General features: G+C 50.3%; 22 protein-coding genes. 6 read left to right on the forward strand and 16 right to left on the reverse strand.

Features of this window, described 5'->3' with window-relative positions:
- Positions 1–26: 26 nt before the first annotated feature.
- The 3 genes from DWZ60_RS02725 to DWZ60_RS02735 are packed head-to-tail and all read right to left on the reverse strand — an operon-like array spanning position 27 to position 3,609.
- Positions 27–1,121 carry an L-threonylcarbamoyladenylate synthase gene (locus tag DWZ60_RS02725; protein WP_199669393.1) on the reverse strand — a complete coding sequence of 365 codons (1,095 nt, stop codon included), beginning with the start codon at positions 1,119–1,121 and terminating at the stop codon, positions 27–29.
- Between the two features lie 54 nt (positions 1,122–1,175).
- Positions 1,176–3,125 carry a fructose-1,6-bisphosphatase gene (locus DWZ60_RS02730; protein ID WP_119221205.1) on the reverse strand — a complete coding sequence of 650 codons (1,950 nt, stop codon included), beginning with the start codon at positions 3,123–3,125 and terminating at the stop codon, positions 1,176–1,178.
- A gap of 28 nt (positions 3,126–3,153) precedes the next feature.
- A complete protein-coding gene (locus tag DWZ60_RS02735; RefSeq protein WP_158576284.1) occupies positions 3,154–3,609 on the reverse strand; it encodes a putative ABC transporter permease in 456 nt (151 codons plus the stop codon).
- 150 nt (positions 3,610–3,759) lie between these two features.
- Between DWZ60_RS02735 and DWZ60_RS02740 the strand changes: the two genes are divergently transcribed.
- Entirely contained in the window at positions 3,760–3,987 is a 228-nt protein-coding gene (locus tag DWZ60_RS02740; RefSeq protein ID WP_118697467.1) for a hypothetical protein, read from the forward strand.
- A 45-nt stretch (positions 3,988–4,032) separates the two neighbouring features.
- Positions 4,033–4,446, forward strand: coding sequence for a hypothetical protein (locus tag DWZ60_RS02745; RefSeq protein WP_243038186.1), 414 nt, complete (start codon positions 4,033–4,035; stop codon positions 4,444–4,446).
- Positions 4,447–4,541: 95 nt separating this feature from the next.
- On the opposite strand, the gene DWZ60_RS02750 is transcribed toward DWZ60_RS02745, so the two are convergent.
- The 11 genes from DWZ60_RS02750 to DWZ60_RS02800 form a co-directional block, all read right to left on the reverse strand.
- Complete coding sequence (locus DWZ60_RS02750) at positions 4,542–4,820, reverse strand: hypothetical protein (protein WP_117813669.1); 279 nt, start codon at positions 4,818–4,820, stop codon at positions 4,542–4,544.
- A complete protein-coding gene (locus DWZ60_RS02755; protein ID WP_119188522.1) occupies positions 4,802–5,761 on the reverse strand; it encodes an ATP-grasp domain-containing protein in 960 nt (319 codons plus the stop codon). The genes DWZ60_RS02750 and DWZ60_RS02755 overlap by 19 nt, the downstream gene beginning before the upstream one ends.
- The gene (locus DWZ60_RS02760) at positions 5,758–6,705 is read right to left on the reverse strand and encodes a glycosyltransferase family 2 protein (protein WP_118659200.1); all 948 of its coding nucleotides are present in this window, start codon (positions 6,703–6,705) and stop codon (positions 5,758–5,760) included. Before DWZ60_RS02760 ends, DWZ60_RS02755 begins: the two co-directional genes overlap by 4 nt.
- Positions 6,702–7,442 carry a pyridoxal-phosphate dependent enzyme gene (locus DWZ60_RS02765; protein WP_119199151.1) on the reverse strand — a complete coding sequence of 247 codons (741 nt, stop codon included), beginning with the start codon at positions 7,440–7,442 and terminating at the stop codon, positions 6,702–6,704. Before DWZ60_RS02765 ends, DWZ60_RS02760 begins: the two co-directional genes overlap by 4 nt.
- Positions 7,376–7,675 (reverse strand): pyridoxal-phosphate dependent enzyme, encoded by a 300-nt coding sequence (locus DWZ60_RS02770; RefSeq protein ID WP_119199152.1) that lies wholly within the window; start codon positions 7,673–7,675, stop codon positions 7,376–7,378. The genes DWZ60_RS02765 and DWZ60_RS02770 overlap by 67 nt, the downstream gene beginning before the upstream one ends.
- A gap of 195 nt (positions 7,676–7,870) precedes the next feature.
- Entirely contained in the window at positions 7,871–9,151 is a 1,281-nt protein-coding gene (locus DWZ60_RS02775; RefSeq protein ID WP_243038187.1) for a M20/M25/M40 family metallo-hydrolase, read from the reverse strand.
- A gap of 35 nt (positions 9,152–9,186) precedes the next feature.
- Positions 9,187–9,945: an amino acid ABC transporter ATP-binding protein gene (locus DWZ60_RS02780; protein ID WP_119221207.1), complete on the reverse strand. Its 759-nt coding sequence runs from the start codon at positions 9,943–9,945 to the stop codon at positions 9,187–9,189.
- Positions 9,932–10,684 (reverse strand): amino acid ABC transporter permease, encoded by a 753-nt coding sequence (locus DWZ60_RS02785; RefSeq protein ID WP_117509480.1) that lies wholly within the window; start codon positions 10,682–10,684, stop codon positions 9,932–9,934. Before DWZ60_RS02785 ends, DWZ60_RS02780 begins: the two co-directional genes overlap by 14 nt.
- Before the next feature lie 15 nt (positions 10,685–10,699).
- On the reverse strand, positions 10,700–11,200 hold the full coding sequence (locus tag DWZ60_RS02790; RefSeq protein WP_117509481.1) for a GNAT family N-acetyltransferase: 501 nt from the start codon (positions 11,198–11,200) through the stop codon (positions 10,700–10,702).
- Positions 11,201–11,295: 95 nt separating this feature from the next.
- Positions 11,296–12,219 (reverse strand): transporter substrate-binding domain-containing protein, encoded by a 924-nt coding sequence (locus tag DWZ60_RS02795; protein ID WP_119221208.1) that lies wholly within the window; start codon positions 12,217–12,219, stop codon positions 11,296–11,298.
- A gap of 102 nt (positions 12,220–12,321) precedes the next feature.
- Positions 12,322–13,560 carry a glutathione S-transferase C-terminal domain-containing protein gene (locus DWZ60_RS02800; protein WP_119221209.1) on the reverse strand — a complete coding sequence of 413 codons (1,239 nt, stop codon included), beginning with the start codon at positions 13,558–13,560 and terminating at the stop codon, positions 12,322–12,324.
- A gap of 678 nt (positions 13,561–14,238) precedes the next feature.
- On the opposite strand from DWZ60_RS02800, the gene uxuA reads away from it, so the two are divergent.
- From uxuA to DWZ60_RS02825, 4 genes are all read left to right on the forward strand, one after another.
- Complete coding sequence (uxuA, locus tag DWZ60_RS02810) at positions 14,239–15,315, forward strand: mannonate dehydratase (protein ID WP_119221211.1); 1,077 nt, start codon at positions 14,239–14,241, stop codon at positions 15,313–15,315.
- Positions 15,316–15,330: 15 nt separating this feature from the next.
- Entirely contained in the window at positions 15,331–16,965 is a 1,635-nt protein-coding gene (locus DWZ60_RS02815; RefSeq protein ID WP_119221212.1) for a mannitol dehydrogenase family protein, read from the forward strand.
- 17 nt (positions 16,966–16,982) lie between these two features.
- Positions 16,983–18,377, forward strand: coding sequence for a glucuronate isomerase (gene uxaC, locus DWZ60_RS02820; RefSeq protein WP_118659208.1), 1,395 nt, complete (start codon positions 16,983–16,985; stop codon positions 18,375–18,377).
- Between the two features lie 238 nt (positions 18,378–18,615).
- The gene (locus tag DWZ60_RS02825) at positions 18,616–19,869 is read left to right on the forward strand and encodes an HlyC/CorC family transporter (RefSeq protein ID WP_117509487.1); all 1,254 of its coding nucleotides are present in this window, start codon (positions 18,616–18,618) and stop codon (positions 19,867–19,869) included.
- A gap of 82 nt (positions 19,870–19,951) precedes the next feature.
- Here the strand turns inward: DWZ60_RS02825 and DWZ60_RS02830 are convergent, their stop codons facing one another.
- The gene (locus tag DWZ60_RS02830) at positions 19,952–21,316 is read right to left on the reverse strand and encodes an alpha-L-fucosidase (RefSeq protein ID WP_022462075.1); all 1,365 of its coding nucleotides are present in this window, start codon (positions 21,314–21,316) and stop codon (positions 19,952–19,954) included.
- Positions 21,313–23,628: a beta-glucosidase family protein gene (locus tag DWZ60_RS02835; protein ID WP_119221213.1), complete on the reverse strand. Its 2,316-nt coding sequence runs from the start codon at positions 23,626–23,628 to the stop codon at positions 21,313–21,315. Before DWZ60_RS02835 ends, DWZ60_RS02830 begins: the two co-directional genes overlap by 4 nt.
- Between the last annotated feature and the right edge of the window lies 1 nt (position 23,629).

Genomic DNA, 23,629 nt, shown 5'->3' on the forward strand with positions numbered 1-23,629 from the left:
TAAAATCCTGCTGTAATGTTTCACTGTTATACCTCTGCTACTTTGTGGCCTGCGGCTTTTAACAGGCGGTTCATGATCGCCTGCCCCATACGCGGGGTGTCGAAAGCCTCGGAATAAATCACCTCCACGCCGTCCTCATCGAAGTCGCGCAGAATCGCAAACAGGTGATGCGCGATCGTCTCATCTTCGGCGCGCAGCCCGATGCTCTTGATATCTCCTGTGGTGTACTGCTCCCGTGTCTCATCGGTGCAGATTACGCCCACTTTCTTTCCTGCCTTTTCCTGTTCTGCGGCAAGGCGGTTGATTTCCGGAATCACCCGTTCCATCTCGCCCTGGATAATCGTAAGGTCTGCCTTCGGCGCATAATGTTTGTAGCGCATGCCCGGTGCCTTCGGACGCACATGGCTGTCCTCCGCAAGGATTCCCGGATCGACACGCACGGTTCCAAGCACTTTTTCCAGCATCTCTTTGTTGTAATAGCCCGGGCGGAGAATCGTCGGAATCTCCTCTGTAAAATCGACGATGGTGGATTCGAGGCCGATCTCGGCGTCTCCTCCGTCGATGATACAGTCAATTTTGTCCCCAAGGTCCTCGATCACATGCTCGGCTTTCGTCGGGCTCGGCCGGCCTGATGTATTGGCGCTCGGCGCTGCGATGAAGCCGCCTCCGGCTAAGATCAGTGCGTTTGCCACTTTGTTGCTCGGGTAGCGCACGGCTACGGAGGTAAGGCCTCCCGTCGTCTCGAGCGGAACGGCATTTGTTTTCTCAAAAATCATCGTCAGTGGTCCCGGCCAGCATGCAGCTGCCAGTTTGCGTGCACTCTCCGGCACGTTTGCCGCTACGGTTTCGAGGTCCTCCATTCTTCCGATGTGGACGATCAGCGGGTTGTCCGACGGACGGCCCTTTGCCGCATAAATTTTCTCGGAAGCTTTGGCATCCAGCGCATTTCCGCCAAGACCATATACGGTCTCGGTCGGGAATGCCGCCAGACCGCCGTTTTTCAGAATTTCTCCTGCTTTTTCGATCGCGCTCTGATCTATGTTATCTTCTGTCATCCTGGCAATCCATGCCTCATATGTTTCTTCCTTCTTTCCATCTGTTCCAGCGCACAGTGTTTCCATCTGCGCACACTGTTTTGATTATACCATTTTCCGGCGCAGTTGAAAACCCTTGATTTAAAGAAGCTCTTTTAACTGAGCCGTGCGGTACGCCTCGATCAGTTCCTTTAATTCACGGATGCGCTGCCGGATCTGCCGTCCCTGATCCGTATCGCCGACTAACTGGCGCTTCATGTTGTACCGCACCGCCACCTGGCGGGAGACAATATCCTTCTCCTCCTGGATTGCTTTTTCCGTCGATTCAAACGGCTCGTGCGCGGTGAGGCTGAGGCCGTACGAGTTGTAAATCAGCGTGTAACCCGCGATGCCGGTTTCTTTGTGGTACGCCCTGCAGAAGCCGCCGTCGATGATCAGCACCTTGCCGCCGCATTTGACCGGGCTTTCACCGGCACTCTGGTGTACCGGGACGTGGCCGTTGATAATATGTACATTTTCACCGGCAAGCCCGAACTCCTGTAAGATCCGGTCCGCCGTCTCCTCTTTCTCGATCAGGCGGTAATACGCGTTTTTCACCTCGGTCCAGGTCTCTTTTTCTGCGAGGAAATACCGCTCAAATGTTGTCATCTTGTCGCGGCCGTACAGCGGGGAATTCGGCGCGGTCCACAGATACCACAGCGTATTGCGGCCCTGCTCCCGTTTTTTCGGATCGCGGCTTACAAATGCGCGGCGCACGTTGTGCTCGAGGATATCGTACAGTGCTTTTCCCTTGTATTTCTTTCCGTCGACCTGTACCTCTTTTAAGGTGCCGTCCTCATTCATCGGCATGCAGCCGTGGTACAGCAGATTTCCATTGTAAACGAGGTAGAGGCTTCCTTTTTTGAGCAGGAAATCGACGTGCGCCTGCAGTTTTTCGCTGTTTCGGAAGGCGAAGATCAGCTTATCGAGCACTTCTGCCTCTTTTTCTGTCAGCTCGTCCGGATGCGCCGGGTCGATCGTCGGAAAGCTCTTGTCGCGCAGAGCATACGTTTTCTCCCCCATCGTCACCGTTCCGTTCTGGTAATCGATCTTTTCCAGCAGACGGCGGTTTTCCATGCCGTACTCCGGGTTCTCACGGATCAGACGGTTCTCGAGCTTTAACTGCATTACGGTGATGGCCTTGTGCATGCGGCGCTCCAGCATCTGCTGGGAATTTCCGCTGTCCTCGCCGCCTTTTGCGGCAAAGCATTCGCACGGATCATCGCCGTACGTCTCGAGAGCAAAGGTGGCAAGCGGAAGCATATTGATGCCGTAGCCGTCCTCCAGCACATCGAGATTGCCGTAGTGGAGGCAGATGCGGATCGTGCTGGCCACGCACGCCGGCTGGCCGGTCGCAGCGCCCATCCAGAGCACATCGTGGTTGCCCCACTGGATATCGAGGGAATGGTAATTCATCAGGCAGTCCATGATTTTATACGGCTCCGGACCGCGGTCAAAGATGTCGCCGATGATGTGGAGATGATCAACAACGAGCCGCTGAATCAGCTCTGCCACGGCAATGATGAAGTTCTCGGCGCTTCCGATTTCGAGGATAGTCTGGATGATCGCCTCGTAGTATGCTTCTTTGTCGAGCACCTCCGGCTTTTCGGTAATCAGCTCCTCGATGATATAGCCATAATCCGCCGGCAGGGCTTTCCGCACTTTGGCACGGGTGTATTTGGAAGAAACGATTTTGCAGACGTCGATCAGGCGGTACAGCATGACCTTGTACCAGTCATCGATGTCCTCCTGCTGCTTTTTCTCCATCTCCAGGCGCTCTCTCGGGTAATAGATAAGGGTTGCAAGCGCACGTTTTTCCGAAATGCCGAGCGTGTGGCCGAAGACATCGTCAATCTTCTTTCGCACGGCACCGGAACCGTTGCGGAGTACATGAGAAAAGGCTTCGTATTCGCCATGAATATCCGAAAGGAAATGCTCCGTGCCTTTGGGAAGGTTGATAACGGACTGCAGATTGATGATTTCGGTCGCTGCTTTTTCGATGGTCGGGTACAATTCTGCGAGATATTCCAGATAATTTTTTTCGTTTTCCATGAGGACCTCCTGCCTGGGTTGTTTTTTCTTATTTTATAACGAACTCCCCTTCGGCACAACCCTTTTTCTTCTTTCGATACACCGGGTGCGTCCCCTCGTGGAAGATATAATAGCTCACATAGTCCGTAAGAAAAATCCCAACCACCGAGAGCAGATACCAGATCCCGAAAAACCACGGGCAGATTAATCCTTCACAGAGGGAAAACGGCAGCGTACTATAGTCCCACATGCGGTAATGCAGCACCCTCAGGGAAAACATCCCCGAATACAGCTCGATGGCCGTAATCAGGACGGCGGATACCATCATCTGAAACGCCAGCGGAAAGCGGCGCAGCCCGGCGTCTTCCAGCATTCCGATTCCTGCAAGGGACAGTCCTCCGGCAATACCCATCAGGCGGAAGCTGTAACCGCGGTAGGTGACTTCGATGGCAATATAAATGCAGTAGCCCAAAAGAAAAAACAGCAGATACTTCTTCGCTTTCATTCGTTTTTCTCCCATTCTAATTGAGAATCTTTTCTCTTATTCCCAGTATCTCTGTCTTTTCTCTTTTTATCCGCTTGCATTTTTTCTTTTCCATGTTACAATACTTTCATGTTTCAAAAGAAGTTTCGAATAGAAAGGACAGAAAAAAGAATGGCATTTAACCCAATGAAGTTAATGGAATTAAAAAATCTGAGAGACCGTTTCGCCCAAAACCACCCGAAGTTCGTAAAATTCATGAGCGATCTCGCATCCTCGCAGATCGAGGAGGGAACGATTCTCGAAGTCACGGTGAAAAAGCCGGACGGACGAACGATGGTTTCCAATATCAAGGTGACTGCTTCGGATCTTGAAATGCTGCAGGCAATCAAACAGATGTAACATATTTTTCGTGGCAAAAAGCCGCTTTCGACGAGCGGCAGGCTTTTGGACGCACGGTATTCCTCGAGATACTGCGTCACCGTCTTTCCCGTCATTTTCCGGAAGAGGCGGCAGCAGACCTCGCGGGACAGATGCACTTGCTCACCAAGCTTTTCGAGCGAAATCACGGATTCTTACCATTATTCCGATGCATTCCTGACGATCGAAGCGCCGTTCTACTTCCTGCTCGGCCTTCTCGCCGTCTACCGCACCTCGATTCAGAGTATGCAGAACGGACGCGCACCGTTTGCCGCATGCATGGTCGAGCTTGTGATGCGTCTTGCTGCTACCGTCTGGCTGTCACGCTTCTTAGGCTACACTGCCGTCTGCATCGCAAGCCCGCTTGCCTGGTTCGGTGCAATTGCACTGCTGATTCCAGTCTACTATCGGATGATGATGAAGCCTTTAAAAACAGTGTAATCAAAATTGGTCCACCGGATATTGATATGCCTGGCAACGCAAAACCCGGAATCCTTTCGCTCCTCTTCTGAGGTCTTGAAAAGATTCCGGGTTTTTTATTTTGCTGTTTTCTCTTCCCAGATTGTCTCCAGATTTTTTCCATCAATCCAGATACAGCGGTACACCCGCTTCATCTGCTCATCCAGTTCCGCTTCCCGGTCAGTCTTTACAATCACATGGCCGATCCGGTCAGTTCCATCTGCCATGGCAGAAACTTCATGCCCCTCCGGATAATCCAGGACAAGCTCCAGCCCTTCCTGACGCAGACGTTCGACCTGATCCCGGTCGATTTGTGTGATGGTTCCGCTTACCGGACTCAGCAGCAGTTTTGCCATGCACGGGCAGCTTTCCGTCTGCTGAAAATCCGTTTCTTCCCCGAGGCGCTTTTGATCATCTGCTCATAAAAATCAAATCCGTAATACGTTGAAATCAGTTCCGGAATGCAGGTTGCCCCGGTTCTTCCGCCCATTTCAATGATCCAGACCTTCTCTCCGTCCACAAAGACATCCGCATTGACGGAGCACTGATCGGCACCGGATGCGGTGACGGCCAGCTGCATCTGGCGGGCAATTTCTTCCCGCAGTGCCCCGCTGCATCCATACGGAAATGCGTGGCCGACCGGAACGGTCGTGTGTGCACCGCGGTATACAAATTTCGTGTGCGGTGCCAGAAAGACCAGTTTGTGGTTCTGCACAAATCCATCCACGCCGATCTCCGTTCCGCGGAGGAATTTTTCAACCAGCACATAATCTCTTGCCGAACCGTTTCTCGCATTTTCATACGCTTCTTCGATCTGTCCGGAATGCTCCACCACGGTAATTCCGCGGCTTCCTGAACTGTCCACCCGTTTTACGACAACCGGGTATCCAAGCTGTTCTGCGGCTTTTTGTGCCTCCTCTGCGCTTCTTACCCGCATCCCGTCTGCCGCGGAAACGCCGCCCTGCCGGAATGCGTCTTTCATCTTTGCCTTATCGGTCAGAATTTCCGCCGCCTCATACGGAATGCCGGACAGATGCATCTTTTCACAGACATAGCCGATTGTGCTGACGGCCACATCGGTTCCCGATGTACAGATTCCGTCGATCTGTTCTTTTTCCGCCGCCGCAAGAATCGCTTCTTTATCCCGCGTATTCAGTTCATAAATTTTATCTGCAAGTGCAAAACCCGGATAATCGCCGGGAATACTCACTACGATTGTGTAAAGACCCATTCTGCGTGCAGTCCGGATCAGCGGCACCTGGTAAATACCGGCACCTAAAATCATGATTTTTTTCACTTTTTTTCTTCCTCATCAGATACGTTAATGGTTTCCCGCACAATATACTGCGGCGTGCGGTTCAGAATCAGAATCATCTTTCCGATATATTCTCCGATGATGCCGAGCACCATCAGAATCAATCCGGAAAAGACAACGATGGCGCAGATCGTAGAAGACCAGCCAACCATCACGGTCGGATCGATGAGCTTTCGGATGGCAATCATGATGGCTGCCAGAAAACCGCCGGCTGCAGAAACTCCGCCGAGAACGGACGATATGCGAAGCGGAATTACAGAATAGTTCCAGTAGGCAAGCCACAATTTGATCAGTTTCTTTAACGTATAGTTGGAAGTTCCCACTGCACGTTTGAAATGCTCCACCTCTACATTTCCGATTTTGTGTGTCGTGCGGTAGAAAATGCCGTCAATATAGGGATTGAAGCTGTCGTATTTTACCACCTCGTCCTTGATCTGGCGGGTAATCATCCAGAAATTGCTGGAAACGATGTCTTTTGGCCGTCCGAGAAGAATCCGGGAGGAAACTTCGTTCAGTTTGCTGGTGACATTTTTCAGGAACGAATTTTTCCGTTTCGGATAGCAGCCGTAAACCAGATCGTATCCTTCTTCCATCTTGTGGATCAGTTTGCTGATCTGGGACGGATGTGTCTGCATGTCATCGTCCATGCCGAGAATAAAGTCTCCTTCGGTGTAGTGGAGTGCCGCCATCAGCGCATTGTGCTGGCCGAAATTGCGCAGCAGGTTGATGCCCTTGACATTCTGATACTGCTCACCGAGCTTCTTGATCTCCCCATACGTATTGTCTTTCGGGGAACCGTCGTTCACCAGGACAAATTCGCAGTCATATCCGTCCATTTTCTTGAATTCTTCCATCACCATCTCTACAACTTTCCGGATCGTTGCCTCGGAATTGTAGCATGGGATGACTATTGAAATCAGTTTCATTTTTTTCCTCCATCGGTATCGTTCAGAATGCAGTCATAGAACAGCGGCGTGCCTCCGGTATGGATAAAAAGCACATCGCAGTCCTGTAACTGATGTTCTTCTATGTACTGCTTCATTCCCCAGAATGCCTTTCCGGTGTACGTCGGATCCAGCGGAAGGCCGTTCCGGCAGAACTCTTCCCGGATCACCTGTAAAATCCGCTCATCGTACTGGCCGTATCCGCCCTGGCGGTATCCCATTTCCAGATGAAGTTCACTCTCCCATCCTTCCGGCAGCACGAGATGATTCTTCGCAAAATAATCGGAAATGCCGCTCTCCATGATGCGGATGGCTCGGTCGTACTCGCGGGATGAAATCGAAAGGCCGATGATCTGCTCCGTTCCCTGCTCGAGCAGTTTTCCGCTTACCAGGCCGCACTGGGTCGAGCCGGTTCCGGATGCTGCAAAGATATGAGAAAAAGAAATGTTCTGTTCTTTCTCCCACGCAAGAATCTCGCGGTAGCCGTCCACGTAGGCCTGTACCGGTGTGCCTTCATTGCCCGTTCCGAATTTATCCCCGAAAATATAATATGGGTGATATCCCTCTTCTGTCAAACGGTTCATCGTCTTCTCGACGGTCTGTGCAATCTCTGTTTTTCTGCACGGAATGACTTCGGCTCCGAGCCATTTCATCAGACGGCTGTTGTTGGTTTCGATCGGTTGTTCCTCGTTTTCTTCGGAAGACAGATCATATAGCATGGAATTTTCTCGGCACAGCACAGATTGGCCAGCACGCGGCAGAGGTTGGATCTGCTGTTTCCGTAGATGATCATGCAGTCTTTGTTTTTCTCCTGCATGTCACGGAAAAAGGCGCGTCCGATCCGCACTTTATTTCCGCCCAGGGAAAACGGGAGAAGATCCTCTCTCTTGCAGTACAGTCGGACATTTCTGTCGTTTGGAAATTCCAGTTTCTGAATTGGTGTCTGTATCATTGTTTCTCCTCTTTTATTCTTGTTTCACTCACAGTCGGTATTTTCACAGAGTCTGACATGTCGAAAATAGTTCGACTGTGACTTACCTCATGTCAGTGGAGGATACCGATTTTTCTCCGCCCGCCACTGCCGTTATGTTTCTTTTAATAATTCATCCCACCGCTTTAGAAGCGGGGGACTTCTTGTCTACTGGTGTTAAATTCCGGCATGCACCGGAAGCTTTTCCCTATTATAGACTATTTTTCTCTGCGTGGCAAGCCGTGCCGGAAACAGGAAAAGCCCGCCGGTTTTTGTTTTCACATCTGCCGGCGGGCTTTGGGGATTTTTTACGTATTCTGTTTTTTCGTCCGGGATCTGTTCAGGCTTCCTGCGGTGCGGCAAGATTGGCCACAATCCGCGCCACCTGGCTATCTCCGGAATTTTTGTGTACTCGGCGCAGCTGTGTACCTGATTCATCGAGGTTGCGATGACAAGCCCTTCGATGCCGTGCTGTGCAAAGACGTTGTTGTCGCTGCCGCCGAAAGTTTTTTCGAATGCAGCGGTCAGGCCTTCTTCTGCAACGGCGCTCTCGTAATGCCTTGCGGCATCGCTTGTCAGCAGCGTCTCATACGCATGGATATTCAGTTTTTCTTCCCAGACCAGCTTCGCACCAATCTTCTCTGCTTCCTGCTGGAAGATTCTGTGATATGTTTCCAGAAGCTCCATGGCCGTCTCGTGGTTCAGGCTTCGAATTTCGCCTTCGATCACGCAGCTTTCCGAAACGATGTTGGTACCGGAGCCGCCGCCGATTTTTCCGATGTTGGCAGTGGTGCTTTCATCCACGTGGCCCTGCGGAAGCTGTGCGATTGCGCGGGCGGCCGCCTGGATGCTGTTGATGCCGTCCTCCGGGTGGAAACCGGCGTGGGCGGCTTTTCCCTGGATTTTCACCGCGAAGGAAACGAGTGTCGGTGCCGCGTAGGCGGCTGCACCGATCGCGCCGCTTAAATCCAGAACGTATGCTTCTTTTGCCTGCACCTGGCTGTAGTCGAAGGCATTTGCGCCTTTGCAGTACAGCTCCTCACCAGTCGAGATCAGAATTTCGATCGGGCGGTGCGGTGTTTTGGTCTCGATGAGGTGGCGGACAGCTTCATAGATGGCTGTCACACCGGCGAGGTCGTCGGCGCCAAGAACTGTCGTGCCGTCGCTCGTTACGGTTCCATCCTCATGGGAGACGGCTTTTTTTCCTTTTGCAGGCTCAACAGTGTCCATGTGGGCCGCAAAGAGAACCGGGGCTCCTGCAAGGCTGCCCGGAATGCGCGCGAACAGATTGCCCGCATTGGAGCCGGTCTGCTCCTGCGTATGATCTTCTGTAAGCGTAACCCCGATTTCGGCGAATTTTATTTTTAAGGTGTCCGCCATCTCGCGCTCCTCTAAGGACGGCGAATCGATAGATACCAGCTCCGCAAAAAAATCAGCAATTCTTTTCTCATCTATCATAATATTTTCTCCTACTCTTTGGCTATGTCCGCAATTTAAATAACATACTCAGGCTGCGCCATAATATGCATCTTGCTGAAGAACTCCCGTGTTCTCTGATTCTGCGGATGCTCGAATACTTCTTTCGGTGTTCCGTCTTCTACTACGTGTCCTTTATCAAGGAAGATCACACGGTTCGACACATGGCGGATAAAGTTCATCTCATGGGAAACCAGAAGCATTGTATATCCCTGTGCCGCAACTTTTTTAATAACATCCAGAACCTCTCCAACCAGCTCCGGGTCAAGGGCTGAAGTCGGCTCGTCGAGCAGCAGAATCTGCGGTTTCATGGCGAGGGCTCTTGCGAGCGCCACCCTCTGCTGCTGTCCGCCGGACATATGTTTCGGATAGTGGTTTGCCCATTTCTCCATGCCGACCAGTTTCAGTTCTTCTAATGCAATGGCTCTGGCCTCGTCTTTTTTCATCTTCTTGACAACAATCAGGCCTTCCATCACATTTTCCAGTGCGGTTTTCTTCTCAAACAGATTGAACCGCTGGAACACCATTCCTGTGTTCTGTCTTAAATACAGAAGCTCTTTCGGTTTCCGCTCGGAAAGGCCGATCACCTTGTCCCCGATCGTCACCGTTCCCTTCTCCGGTGTCTCAAGGCGGTTGACGCAGCGCAGAAGCGTTGATTTTCCGGTTCCGGAAGGACCGATGATTCCCACAACATCTCCCTTTTTGATCTCGAGGCTGATGTCGTCGAGCACCACGTTGTCGTTATATTTTTTTGATAAATGATCAATTTTTATCATTTTTCTTACCCTCCCCGTTTGCGGACGCCAGCTCTACCTGGTCCGGAATCCGGATTTTATTTTCAATTACGCGGATGATCTGCTCGATCACCAGTGTTACCAGCCAGTAAATGATGGCCAGTGAAACGTAAACTTCAAAGTAGCGATACGTTCTTCCTCCAATAATCTGGCCCTGTGCGGTAATCTCGACAACGGCGCAGGTAAAGGCAAGAGACGTTCCTTTGATGATACTGATAAAAGAGTTTCCAAGGGTCGGAAGCGCAACCTCAAAGGCCTCCGGCAGAATGATGCGGCGCAGTGTCTGCGGATACGTCATGCCGAGTGCATGTGCTGCTTCGATCTGGCCCAGGTCAACGGACTGCAGGGCCGAACGGATAATCTCAGCCATAAAGCCCGACTGGTTCAGTCCCAGAGCGATCATCGCATAGACGAAACCGGAAATATTGGCAACCGCCAGATTCGTTCCGAACTGCTGGTTGATTGCCTTGAACATCATGGGAATACCAAAGAACGCAACGTACAGCTGTACGATGACCGGCGTGCCGCGGAGCAGTGAAATCAGAAGATTCGTAATCTGCGTCAGCACTCTGATTTTTTTCATTTTGATGATCGCCATCACAAGTCCCAGTCCCAGTCCGATCAGCATAGAAACCACGGCCAGTTCCAGCGTGATCGGCAGCTTTGTCAGCAATTCTGGTATGGATGAAAATACCAGTGAAACGTCAAATAATTTTCCCATGATTTTTTTCCTCTCTTACACGTATTTTTCTACCAGTACACAGGTAAAGCCAAGATTTTTCTTCGGCTTTTTCGGCTCTTCGTCTTTCTTCGGTGCATGGTGGTCGTATACCGACAGGTCAGCGTCCGGATTCAGTTTGTAGCCTAATTTCTCATAAAAGCCTGCGGCGCGGTCCTGGCTCGTGATGACGATGTGATCGACACCGTATTCTTTCAGCCATTTCTCAGCGGCTTCGATCAGCACGCGGCCGTATCCGCTTTTCTGTTTTTCTCTGACAACACAGACACGCTCGATTTTTCCTGTCTTTTCCGCCGGAAATGCGATGCGGCAGCCGGCTACCGGCTTGTGATCTTCTGTCAGCAGAATCGCCTGCAGATCATCTTTGCTCTCGTCCTGTCCGAATTCCAGTTCAATCGGAATGTTCTGTCCGCAGCAGAACGCATCGGTTCTGACGTAATCATATGCTTTGTATTTCCACTCTTCGCTTCCCTTTTCTACCCGGTAAATTTCTGCCATGTTTTTCGCTCCTTTTAGAATCGGGAAACGGATGTTCTCGATCCGCTTCCCGTCTGTTTTGTAATCTCTTCTGTTTTTATTTCGAAAACGATATTCTAGTTTGGTGTCTCATCAAAGTATTTCTCGTCCGGGCTGGTGTCCACGCCGAGATACTCGGTTGTGATCTTGGAAAGAGTTCCGTCTTCTTTCATCTCTTTTAAGGCTTTGTCAACATCCTCGCGGAGTGCTGCGCCCTCTTCGTTCTTTCCAAACAGGAAGTAGGTATTGTTCTGCGGGAACAGGAAATCTTCGGTCTCCTCGTCGATCTCGTTTGCTTCCAGCTGATCTTCCAGTCCGAACTGCGGAAGCAGGTTGTCGATGATCGGTCCGTCGTCGATTGCCACATCAGCGGTTCCATCTACGATGTGCTGGTAGCGGATCTGGAAGTTTGCATTGGAATATACGATATTGATCTGGTGATCCGGGTTGTCTGTATTCCATTTTTCCAGTGCATTTGCGGTAAGGCTTCCTGCACTCAGCTCAATTTTGTATCCGCGGTCTGCCAGATCGGTAAGAGAAGTCAGCGGCTCATCGCCGGTTCTCTGAATGTATTCGTTGAAGCTGGTTTTATATGGTAAAGAGAAGTAGTAGGATTCTGCTCTCTCATCGGTATATCCATAGTTGTTGACTGCGATGTCGTACTGACCGCTCAGCACACCCTGCAGTGCATCTGCCTGCTCAATTTTCAGTTCATACTGCGGAAGGCGGTTGAACACTTCTTTTACGATATCGATATCGACACCGGTCAGCTCGTTGTCATCATTTACGTAAAAGTACGGTGCCAGTGTGCCGCTTGTTACAGCTTTGATCACTTTTTTCTCACCGGAATCCGATGCGGAGCTGCCTTCTGCGGAAGATGATGCTGCGGAACCGCTGCTGCTTCCTGCATTTGCTGATGCATTGCTTCCGCATCCTGCAAAGCTTGCTGCCAAAAGGCCCGCCGCTGCCAATACTGCCCAGAATTTCTTTGTCTTTTTCATAATAAAATCCTCCTCATTTCCTCGTTCTTTTCAGTTCCGGCCGCGCCCCGGCTGCCTGAGAGTATTCCACCAGAGCGCTCCGGATTCTTCTGTCTTATCTCTTTATAAAAGTCCTTTCAGCGGATTAATCGATGCATCCACGGAAAGTACGCCATTCTTCGGGTTTCTGTCTTCCCATTTCGGGCTGTTCCAGATGGTTTTTGAGATTTCTCCTGCGTAATCCTCGTAGGTCTCTCCCTCCGGATGGCGAAGGAATACTTCGTCCGGTGTTTTACTGAGTGTTCTTCTCGATCCATCGTCTGCCATCAGCTTCTCGAAATCTACTTTTGCAAGGATTCGTTCGTTGTATCCGCGGAAGAGAACCTCGCCTAATTTCTTTCCAGGTCTCGAAAGTGCCAGCACCTGCGGATCGCTTCCGTGACGGAAGGCCGGGATCGCATACAGCTCTTTTAAGTAGCCCCAGATATTTTTGTAATCACGAATCGGTTTCTTCACCGGTCCTACGTTGTGGAAGTAGCTGACATCCCAACGGATCAGAGTGACGTAAGCGCGGACATCGCTGTCGGTGATGTAGTCGCCGAACAGGAAACGGTTCGTCTCCAGCCGTTTGTCCATCTTATCGAGGGATTCATAGAAATCTTCGTATGCCTCATCGTATGCTTCCGGTGACTGGCAGAATGCCATGCGGTAATGGCCGTTGTTGACATGCGGGAAGAGCCAGTCGTTAAACTCATCGATCTCTTTCCGGAATTTTTTCGGGTACAGGTCCGGCGCATCTTTTGGCTGGAATGGACGGAACTGCACTTCGAGGTAGTTCGTCAGGCGGTGATAATCGTTGTTCACAGCCTTTTTCTCTTTGACATCCACCAGGGTCGGTGTCGTTGCTCTTCCTTTGAAGTCCGGGTTTGCTCTTTTATAGAACTCACTTAAGAAGTAAGCGCCTGTCGCCGGATCCTTGAAATCCGGATACTGTCCGAATGCATGTCCGTAACGGTTTGTCTCGCCGGATGGAGAAACTCTCGTCTCCGAGATCACATCCTGCAGTCCTAAAAGCTCCCGCACGATGATCGGACGGTTGGACCAGTTGCATCCGGTTGCCCAGTAGATCCCGAAGCGGTTTGCTTCTGCTTTCAGACCGCCTTCTTTATCGCCGAATGGCTGGATAAATGCATTTGGCTGACGGATGAAAGCGCCGCGCTCATCGATCTCTACAAGGGTTTCATTTGGTCTTGGGTCTACTCCGACTTCTGCTGCAAACTGTTCTGCCAGTGCATCTGTGTATTTGATTTCTTCGGTTTCTTTATTTTCAACTGGGGTGAAGCTGCATCCGCATCCGCTCATGTTTTTGTCCTCCGTTTTCTATGTCTGTTTATTATCTATTCTTATGTTGTTTATTCTCATTTCTTTTAAAAAAGGTTAAAAAAATAGCAGGCATTCGTTCCGGCCTGCCCGCACATGCAATTTCTGCTATGCTTTTTCTGCCTGCGAATGTTTCTTATTTTTCTTTATTCTGATTGGAGCTGCAGCAACAGCAACAACACATCTCCATCATTCTGTTCTCCTGCATCCGTCTGTTGTCTGTTTTTTTCATTTGCTGTTCTCCTTTCCCACTAAGTCGATATGTTTAATGTGTTTCTCGATTACATGGCATATTATAATGCATATTTTTTCTATGTGCAACCCCTAAAACGCCTTTTGGTAATTGTTATTTCGATGAATCGCTTATAGGTTTTTCCTATTGGTTAGTCATATCAGAAAGATATTACTTATCACACCTGTAGGCTGATTTTGCTTTTTCCCGGCCAACCGCCGCAACTTTTGCAATGTGCTCAACAATTCTTGTCATGGCTTTTTTCTTAAGAAACGATACAATAAAAAGCAAAGAACACCACTTGCAAAATACAATGTACTCTCGGAATCTTTCTGTGCTTGTTTTTGTGAGATGATTTTCCGCCAGCTGCAAAGGCAAGTGCAGAAAGATTCCGAGAGTACATTACAAAATAAAGGAGAGTTTTTCTTATGGAAATGACATTTCGCTGGTATGGTTCCAAATTTGATACCGTTACCTTAGAGCAGATCCGCCAGATTCCGGGCGTAACCGGAGTCATCACAACTCTGTACGACACTACCCCGGGCGAGGTGTGGACACGCGAAGCGATTCACGCGTTAAAAGAAGAGATTGAGGCCTCTGGACTTCACATCTCCGGCATCGAGAGCGTCAACATCCACGACGCCATCAAAATCGGCAGCCCGGACCGTGAGCAGTACATCGATAATTATATTGAAACGTTAAAGCACCTCGGCGAGGAAGACATTCACCTTGTCTGCTATAACTTCATGCCGGTCTTCGACTGGACCAGAACAGAACTCGCACGCGTCCGTCCGGACGGCTCGACCGTACTTGCCTACAAACAGTCCGCCGTAGACGCACTTGTTCCGGAAAAAATGTTTGAATCTATCGCAGGTGATGCAAACGGCGCAATTCTTCCCGGCTGGGAGCCGGAGCGCATGGCAAAAGTGAAAGAGCTCTTTGACGCTTACCGCAATGTGGATGATGAGAAACTGTTTGCCAACCTCAAATACTTCCTCGAACGCATCATGCCGGTCTGCAACGAGTACGACATTAGAATGGCCATTCACCCGGACGACCCGGCATGGAGTGTCTTCGGTCTTCCGAGAATCATCATTAATAAAGAAAACATTCTGCGCATGATGAAGATGGTCGATGACCCGCACAACGGCGTGACCTTCTGCTCGGGTTCCTACGGAACAAACCTGGAGAACGATCTGCCGGATATGATCCGTTCCTTAAAGGACCGCATCCACTTCGCTCACGTCCGCAATCTGAAATTCCACAGCCAGCAGGATTTCGAGGAGGCCGCACACCTTTCCTCTGACGGCAGCTTCGATATATATGAGATCATGAAAGCGCTGTACGACATCGGCTTTGACGGCCCGATCCGCCCGGACCACGGACGTATGATCTGGGGCGAGAAGGCAATGCCGGGCTATGGACTGTATGACCGCGCACTCGGCGCGACTTATTTAAACGGACTCTGGGAAGCTATTGACAAGAGTCACAAACGTGGAATTTAAAGGAGGTTTTTACTGATGTCTCTTAACTTAACAGCTGCCGGACTGGCAGATCAAAAAGCGTGGGAAGCCGCAGGCTATGCGCTTCCATCCTATGACCGCGAAGCAATGATCACCCGCACGAAAGAATCTCCGTGCTGGGTGCATTTCGGAGCCGGAAATATTTTCCGTGCCTTCCAGGCAAATACAGCACAGGAACTGCTGAACAACGGTACCTTTGACCGCGGTGTCATCGTCGCAGAGGGCTTCGATACAGAAATCATCCGTGATATGTACCAGCCGCACGATAATTTAAGCATTCTGGTGACCTTAAAAGCCGATGGTTCTGTCGAGAAAACCGTTGTTGGGAGCATCGCAGAATCGCTGGCTGCCGATACGGCGGATTCTCCGGATTTTGCCCGGTTAAAAGAAATCTTTACCAAGGATTCCCTGCAGATGGCGACGTTTACGATCACCGAAAAGGGATATTCCCTGAAAAACGGTGCGGGCGAACTGCTGCCGTCTGTTGCTGCCGATTTTGCTGCCGGACCTTCTTCCGTTACCAGCTATATGGGAAAAGTTGCTTCTCTTTTATATGAAAGATTTCTTGCAGGCGAAAAACCGGTTGCGATGGTCAGCACCGACAACTGCTCCCACAATGGCGAAAAACTTTCCCTTGCCCTGACAGCCTACGCTTCTGCATGGGAAGAAAACAAGCTGGTACAGCCAGGCTTCCTCTCCTATCTGCAGAACCCGGAAAAAGTCAGCTTCCCGTGGACCATGATCGACAAGATCACCCCGCGGCCGGATGGTTCCATCGAAAAGATACTCGAGGAGAACGGCCTCGCTGATGCACAGTCGATCGTCACCTCCCGCCACACCTACGTTGCTCCGTTCGTCAATGCAGAGGAATGCCAGTACCTCGTAGTCGAAGATCATTTCCCGAACGGACGGCCGCCGATGGAAAAGAGCGGATGGATCTTTACCGACCGGGAAACTGTCAACAAAACAGAGCGCATGAAGGTCTGCACCTGCCTGAACCCGCTGCACACCGCACTCGCTGTGTTCGGCTGCCTGCTGGACTACGAACTGATCAGTGAGGAGATGAAAAATCCGGTACTGAAAAAGCTCGTGGAGCGCATCGGATATATCGAAGGACTTCCGGTTGTCACCGATCCTGGTATTCTCTCTCCGAAGCAGTTTATCGATGAAGTGCTGAACATCCGCATCCCGAATCCGTTTATGCCGGATACGCCGCAGCGAATTGCAACCGATACGTCACAGAAGCTGTCGATCCGGTTCGGTGAGACGATCAAATCGTATCTTGCTTCTCCGGAGCTGTCACTCTCGGATCTTCAGGCAATTCCGGCTGTATTTGCGGGATGGCTGCGGTATCTGATGGGCGTGGATGACAACGGTGATGCATTTGATCTGAGCCCGGATCCGCTGCTTGCCACGGTCCGCCCGTATGTGCAGGATCTGAAACTCGGCGCACCGGCTGACCGCGAGACCCTTTCCAAAACTCTGGCTCCGCTGCTCTCCGATGCTTCGATTTTCGGTGTGGATCTGATTTTCGCCGGACTTTCTGACCGTGTGCTGAATGCTTTTGTCTCGATGCTTCAGGGACCTGGCGCTGTGGCAGATACGCTTGCTGCGCTGACTGCTCAATTCTAAAAGGGAGGTATTTCCATATGAAACCTTTTATGGACGCTGACTTTCTGCTGCAGACCGATACGGCGAAAACGCTGTACCACGAGGCAGCTGAAAAAATGCCCATTTTTGACTATCACAACCATCTGAATCCGCAGGAGATTCTCGAAGACCGCCAGATGGAGAATCTGACACGCGTCTGGCTCGGCGGGGATCATTATAAATGGCGTGCCATGCGTGCGATGGGCTTTTCGGAGGATCTGATCACCGGAAACGCCGATGATTACGACAAATATCTGGCGTTTGCCAAGACGATTGAGAACGCGATCGGCAATCCTTTATACCACTGGACACATCTGGAGCTGCAGCGGTACTTCGGCATCACGACACCGCTCTCCCGCGCAACAGCGAAGGAGATCTGGGATGAGGCGAATGCAAAACTGCAGACGAAGGAGTTTACCGTGCGCAATCTGATTCTGAACCAGCATGTGTCGCATCTGTGCACCACCGACGATCCTGCAGATGATCTGCACTGCCATCTGGCATTACAGAAGGAATACTTTGCCTGCCGCGTTCTGCCGTCCTTCCGCCCGGACCGCGCCGTTCATCTCGAAAAGCCGGATTTCCCGGAATACGTGGAAAAGCTTGCCGCTGCCGCCGGCAGGACGATTGCATCCGCAGAGGATATGGTGCATGCCCTATCCTGCCGCCTCGACTTCTTCCTCTCCGCCGGCTGCGTTGTCAGCGACCACAGCCTTGAGGGCTGCTTCTATGTGCCATGCACGGCTGCTGAGGCGAATGATGTATTTGAAAATCGCATGAACGGCAGTGCTCTCACTGAAAAAGAGCTCGGCATGTACAAGGGCTTCCTTCTGACGAACCTCGGACGGCTGTATCATAAGCACAATATCGCCATGCAGCTTCATATCAAAGCACTCCGTAACAACTCGAAGCGGATGTTCCGTGCGCTCGGTGCCGATACCGGCTTTGACAGCATGAACGATTTCGCCTTTGCCCCGATGCTCGGCGCTTTCTTAAACGATATGGACGAGGACGACGCACTGCCGAAAACTGTGCTCTACTCTCTGAACCCGGGCGACAACCCGATGCTTGCAAGCATGGCTGGAAACTTTGCTGCGCCTGGCATCCGCTCGAAAGTGCAGTTCGGTACCGCATGGTGGTTCAACGATCACAAATACGGCATGGAATCCCAGCTTGCGACGCTTTCCAGCATCGGCATGCTCTCCACCTTCATTGGCATGCTGACCGACTCCCGCAGCTTCCTCTCCTTCCCGCGCCACGAATATTTCCGCCGGATTCTCTGCAATCAAATCGGAAACTGGGTGGAAAACGGGGAGTACCCGGCGAACCTGGAGTTTCTGAAAGAGATGGTGGAAAATATCAGCTACAACAATGCGGTTTCGTATTTCCTGTGATTTTCGCATGCCTTATTGACAATTATTCCCACATACCGTACAATAAAAGGGATTACTGATCAACGAAAGGATTACAGAAACATGGACGACTCAGGCAGTATGCCTCGACGATGCTTTATTTTCATCATTTGATAAACGGAGACATAATCTATCTTTGATTCCGCCAGATTCAAGATAGGTTATGTCTTTTTGTACATTTTTTGCATCGTGTCCCGGTTTCCTAAGAAAGGAAAAACAAATGAACAGCGACATTGTGTCACTCATCATCATTCTTATCTGCGTCATGCTCTCAGCCTACTTTTCGGCGACGGAGACTTCCTTCACCTCGCTGAACCGCATCCGCATGAAAAATATGGCAGAAAAAGGCGACAAGCGGGCGGAACTGGTGTTAAAGCTGCTGGAGAACTTTGACAAGCTGCTCTCCACGATTCTCGTCGGCAACAACATCGTCAACATCGGACTCAGCTCCCTTGCCACGGTGCTTTTTATCAAGCTTCTCGGCGGCGACTCCGGTGCGACGGTTTCCACGATCGTAACCACTATCGTGGTCCTGATCTTCGGCGAAGTTTCCCCGAAAAGCATTGCAAAAGAATCTCCGGAGACGATCGCCAAATTTTCCGCACCGTTTCTCCACATTCTGATGATCGTGCTGACCCCGGTGACGTTTTTCTTTTCCCAGTGGAAGAAGCTGCTCTCCCGCATCTTCAAATCCTCGGAAAACCACGGCATCACCGATGAGGAACTGATGACCATCGTCGAGGAGGCGACCCAGGAGGGCGACATCGACGATCAGGAAGGCGATCTGATTCAGAATGCAATCGGCTTCATGGAGATGGAGGCCGCAGAGATCTTTACTCCGCGTGTCAACGTCATCGGCATTCCGCTCGATGCGACGAAATCCGAGATCGCTAAGACTTTCTCCGACACCGGATTTTCCCGGCTGCCGGTGTATGATGATGATATCGACCACATTGTGGGAATTGTGTATCAGAAGGATTTCCACAACCACATTTACCACACCAACAAACCGCTAAGCAGCATCATCCGCCCGGCGCTCTTTGTAACCGAGAATACGAAGGTCGGCCCGCTGCTGAAAAAAATGCAGGCGAAGAAATCGCATATTGCCATTATCATTGATGAATTCGGCGGCACCGACGGTATCATCACCATGGAAGATATCCTCGAAGAGCTCGTCGGCGAAATCTGGGATGAGCATGATGCGGTTGTACAGGAAATCCAGAAAGTTTCCGAAAACGAATACCTCGTGACCGGAACGGCAAGCATCGACAAGGTGTATGAAGAGCTCGATATTGACAAAGAATTTGACGTCTTTACGGTCAGCGGATGGATCATGGGGATCCTCGAGCGCGTGCCAAAGGAAGGCGATCATTTCGTCTCGGATGGCCTCGACGTAACCGTACTGAAAATGGCAGACCGGAGAGTCGACAAGGTACGGATCGTGCGGCTGCCGAAGGATGAAAATGAACAGTAAGTAATTGATACGATTTACACGCAAAAAACGGATCGAACATCTGATTTTAAAGTCAGATACTCGATCCGTTTTTTTGTATCCTCTATTCTTCTTTCAGACCGTCCGCAAGTCCATACACATCATTTTCCCGTCCTTTGCAGCCCTCCCATACAATCGGTTCTGCAAAGGTAAGTTTCAGAATGGTATCAATGCTGTCGCGCTCCGGAATCGGGACGGAGATCGAAAAGGTTCCGTTTTCTTCCGTCAGTTCTGCTTTTCCGCCGGAAATCACTTCCCATTTTTCCATTGTATTCCCCGGAATTTCAAACGTGATCTGATCTTTTTCCCATTCCAGAATATGCACATAAACAATATTGTCGCGGTACGTCGTTCCGCCCCAGCGGTCCGCAATCACAGGGCCGCCGCGCAGGCCGTACAGCGTTTCGCCGTATTTCGAAAGCCATTCTCCGGCCTGGCGCAGGCGTTCTACCTGCTCCTCATCCATTTTTCCCGTTCCGTCCGGGCCGATATTCAGCAGATAATTGCCGTCCCGCACAGCGATTGAAACCAGATTCTGAATCAGCTGGCGCAGCGGCAGCACTGGTCTGCCCGGGATATAGCCCCAGGAATCCGCAATACAGTCGTTGCTGTCCCACGGCTTGTCCGTCCGCATCCCGTCGATTCTGCGTTCCCGCACATGGAAATCGCCTTCCCAGCCGCCGCGGTTATTGATCATAATATCCGGCTGCAGCTGTCGAATTTCATTTATCAGTTTCTCCGACTCCCAGAAATAATTGACCCTCATATATTCACTGGTCTGCCAGTCATCTTTCCTGTACCAGCCTCTTTCTCCATTCCAGTCCATTCCTCCAAGTGCAAGCCACTCACCGTCGAACCAGAGCAGATCAATCTTTCCATAATTACTCATCAGCTCCATCAGCTGATCATGGCACTGTTTTTTCAGTGCCTCTGCACTCTCCCAGTAAAGATCCGGCATGAAATATCCTGGAAAGCGCCAGTCGAGAGGAGAATAATAAAAGCCAACTTTCATTCCTTCTTTCCGGCACGCCTCCACATATTCTTTAACAAAATCCCGATGTGCAGCTCCTTTCATTGCGGTAAAATCACTGCATTTCGAATCGAACAGGCAAAAGCCATCGTGGTGGCGTGTTGTCAGCACCATGTACTTCATCCCCGCTGCCTTTGCATTTTTGGCCCACTGTTCCGCATCAAAATTTTCTGCAAGAAAGTCATCCTTCAGTGTCTCATACTTCCGCACATCCAGATGCTCATTCATCAGCACCCATTCCCCTTTTCCGAGCATCGAATATACTCCCCAGTGAATAAACATGCCAAACTTCGCATCCCGGAACCATTTCATCTGTTCTTCCGACAGTTTTTCTACCTTTTCCGGTCTGTAATTTTTTCTTGCCGCCGGAAAGGATTTCATTTCTTCTATTGTTTTCATTTTTTCGCCAAACTCCGCATCTTTTCCCGGTAGTCATGATACAGTTCTTGATTTACCTTTTCCAATATAGCAATTAATTCTGAATCTGTCATCTCATTCCAGATCATCAGGTGAACGATACGAATGGGCTGAGAAAGAAGCATTTCTCTTACATTTTTCTCTTCTTTCAGACGCTGCGCGAAGATTCCTCCTGCTTTTTCTGTAATTTTACGATACAGCTCTTCAAAAATCTGTTCCCCAGCCTTCGTTTCCAGCAGACGCTCCGTTTTATCCCATCCCTGGATCTGTCTTGGTACTGGAAAAACCGGTGTTACTTCGATCTTCTGTGCTGCACGGATATCCTGTACTGAAAATCCAAGCTCAAGTCCATACATTCCCTGCGGTACCGTCCGCTCATCAACGCGTTCATCGTAGAGTTCAAACAGTTCACGTGAAATGGAAAATACAAACTCTTTTTCTTCTCCCGCCTCCAGTATAATTTTCTGAAAATCGCGAAGTTCCCTGGCTGGCCTTGCTTTCCATGCTCTTGGATTTTTCACATAGAGCTGAACGACCTGAGCCCCTTTTCTGTTGCCCGTATTTTTAATTTTTCCACGCAGAACTGTTTTCTCACAATCTGTGATTTTCTCCTGCTCCACGCTGCACTCCGTAATTTCAAATGTTGTATACGAAAGTCCGAATCCAAACGGAAACTGCACCGGAATTTTTTTCGTCTCGTATCCTCGGTAGCCCATAAACATACCCTCGCGGTACGTCACCTGCTCCGTCTGCTCTGCAAAATTTTCATCCGAGATAATCTGTTCCCGGAACGCCGGAACTGACACAGGCATATGTCCGGACGGATTCACCTCTCCGCTTATCACTTTCACAATCGCTCTTCCAATCCCCTGACCGCCGTAGAAGCATTCCAGAATCGCCTTTACTTCGTCAGCCCACGGCATGGCAACGGCTCCGCCGTTCATCACAACCGCAATTACATTTGAATTAACTGCAGCAATTTCTTTTAAAAGAGCCACCTGGTATTCCGGCAGTTCATATTGCACACGGTCATTTCCTTCTCCTTCAAAACCAAAATCCATAGCAAGGAAAAACAGAACCGCATCTGCATCCGCTGCTGTTTTCACCGCCTCATCCCGGAGTTTTTGCTGCTCCGCTTCACTTCCCGCATTGTTCCTGCGATATCCCATCGCAAACGGTGTATTATCTGCTCCGTTCCATTTTTCTGCACATTCCCAGGCGTCTTCTTTTCCTGCTCCTTCTACTTTTCCGGAGCCCTCCGCCTGAAACAGAGGTTCTCTCGCATATTCTCCAATAACCGCCAGCTTTCTGCCCTGCTGCTGCGGCAGAATATCCTCTTTATTTTTCAGCAGAACAATGGCTTCTTCTGCTGCTGCGCAGACTTTTTCATGATTTTCTTTTAAAAGCAGCTCTCGTTCTTCCTCTGTCTTTTTCGTTTTCGGAATCTTCCACTTTCTCGCATTTCGTATGATGCATTCTGCCCGCTCACGGATCACGTGTTCGTCCAGTCTGCCCTGTTTCCACTGCTCCACCATATAAGCAGTGCTTTTTCCATCCGTTCCCGGCATTTCAAGATCCAGTCCTGCCTCTGCCGATTTCACCCGATCGTCCAGTCCGAACCAGTCCGTCATGACCAGTCCGTCAAATCCCCATTCTTTTCGAAGAATATCGAACAGCCAGCGGTTTTCTGCACAGTATGTTCCATTGATCTTCGAAAGGCTCGTCATGACCGCTGCCGGTTTTCCCTCACGGATTGCAATTTCAAATGCTTTTAAATACAGATCCCGCAGGACATCTTCCTCACAGATTACATTCAGATATTCCCGTTCGGTCTCCTGATTATTTGCAGCAAAGTGCTTGATACATGCGCCGACCTGCTGTGACTGCACGCCGCGGATATAGGCACCTCCCAGTCTTCCTGCAAGAAGCGGATCCTCGGAAAGATATTCCACATTTCTTCCGCAGAGGGGATTCCGTTCCAAATTAACCGCCGGTCCAAGCACCAGATCCACTCCGTACGCAGCCGCCTCTGATCCAATGATTGTTCCTACCTGCTCTGCTACATCCGGGTTCCAGGATGCCGCTACTGCTACTCCCGCCGGCAGACAGGTCGCCGGTTCACTTCGATTAATGCCAAGAGAATCCTTATCCTTTTTCTGATAGCGAAGCCCCATCGGTCCATCGCTCATTTCCAGGGATGGAATATCGTATTCCGGCAGTGCTTTTGTATTCATAAACTGATCGCCGCAGAGAAGCGAAATCAGTTTTTCTGTTTCCATCTCTTTTATTTTCATT

This window comes from Blautia sp. AF34-10 (genome assembly GCF_003477865.1).
Taxonomy (GTDB): domain Bacteria; phylum Bacillota; class Clostridia; order Lachnospirales; family Lachnospiraceae; genus Fusicatenibacter; species Fusicatenibacter saccharivorans.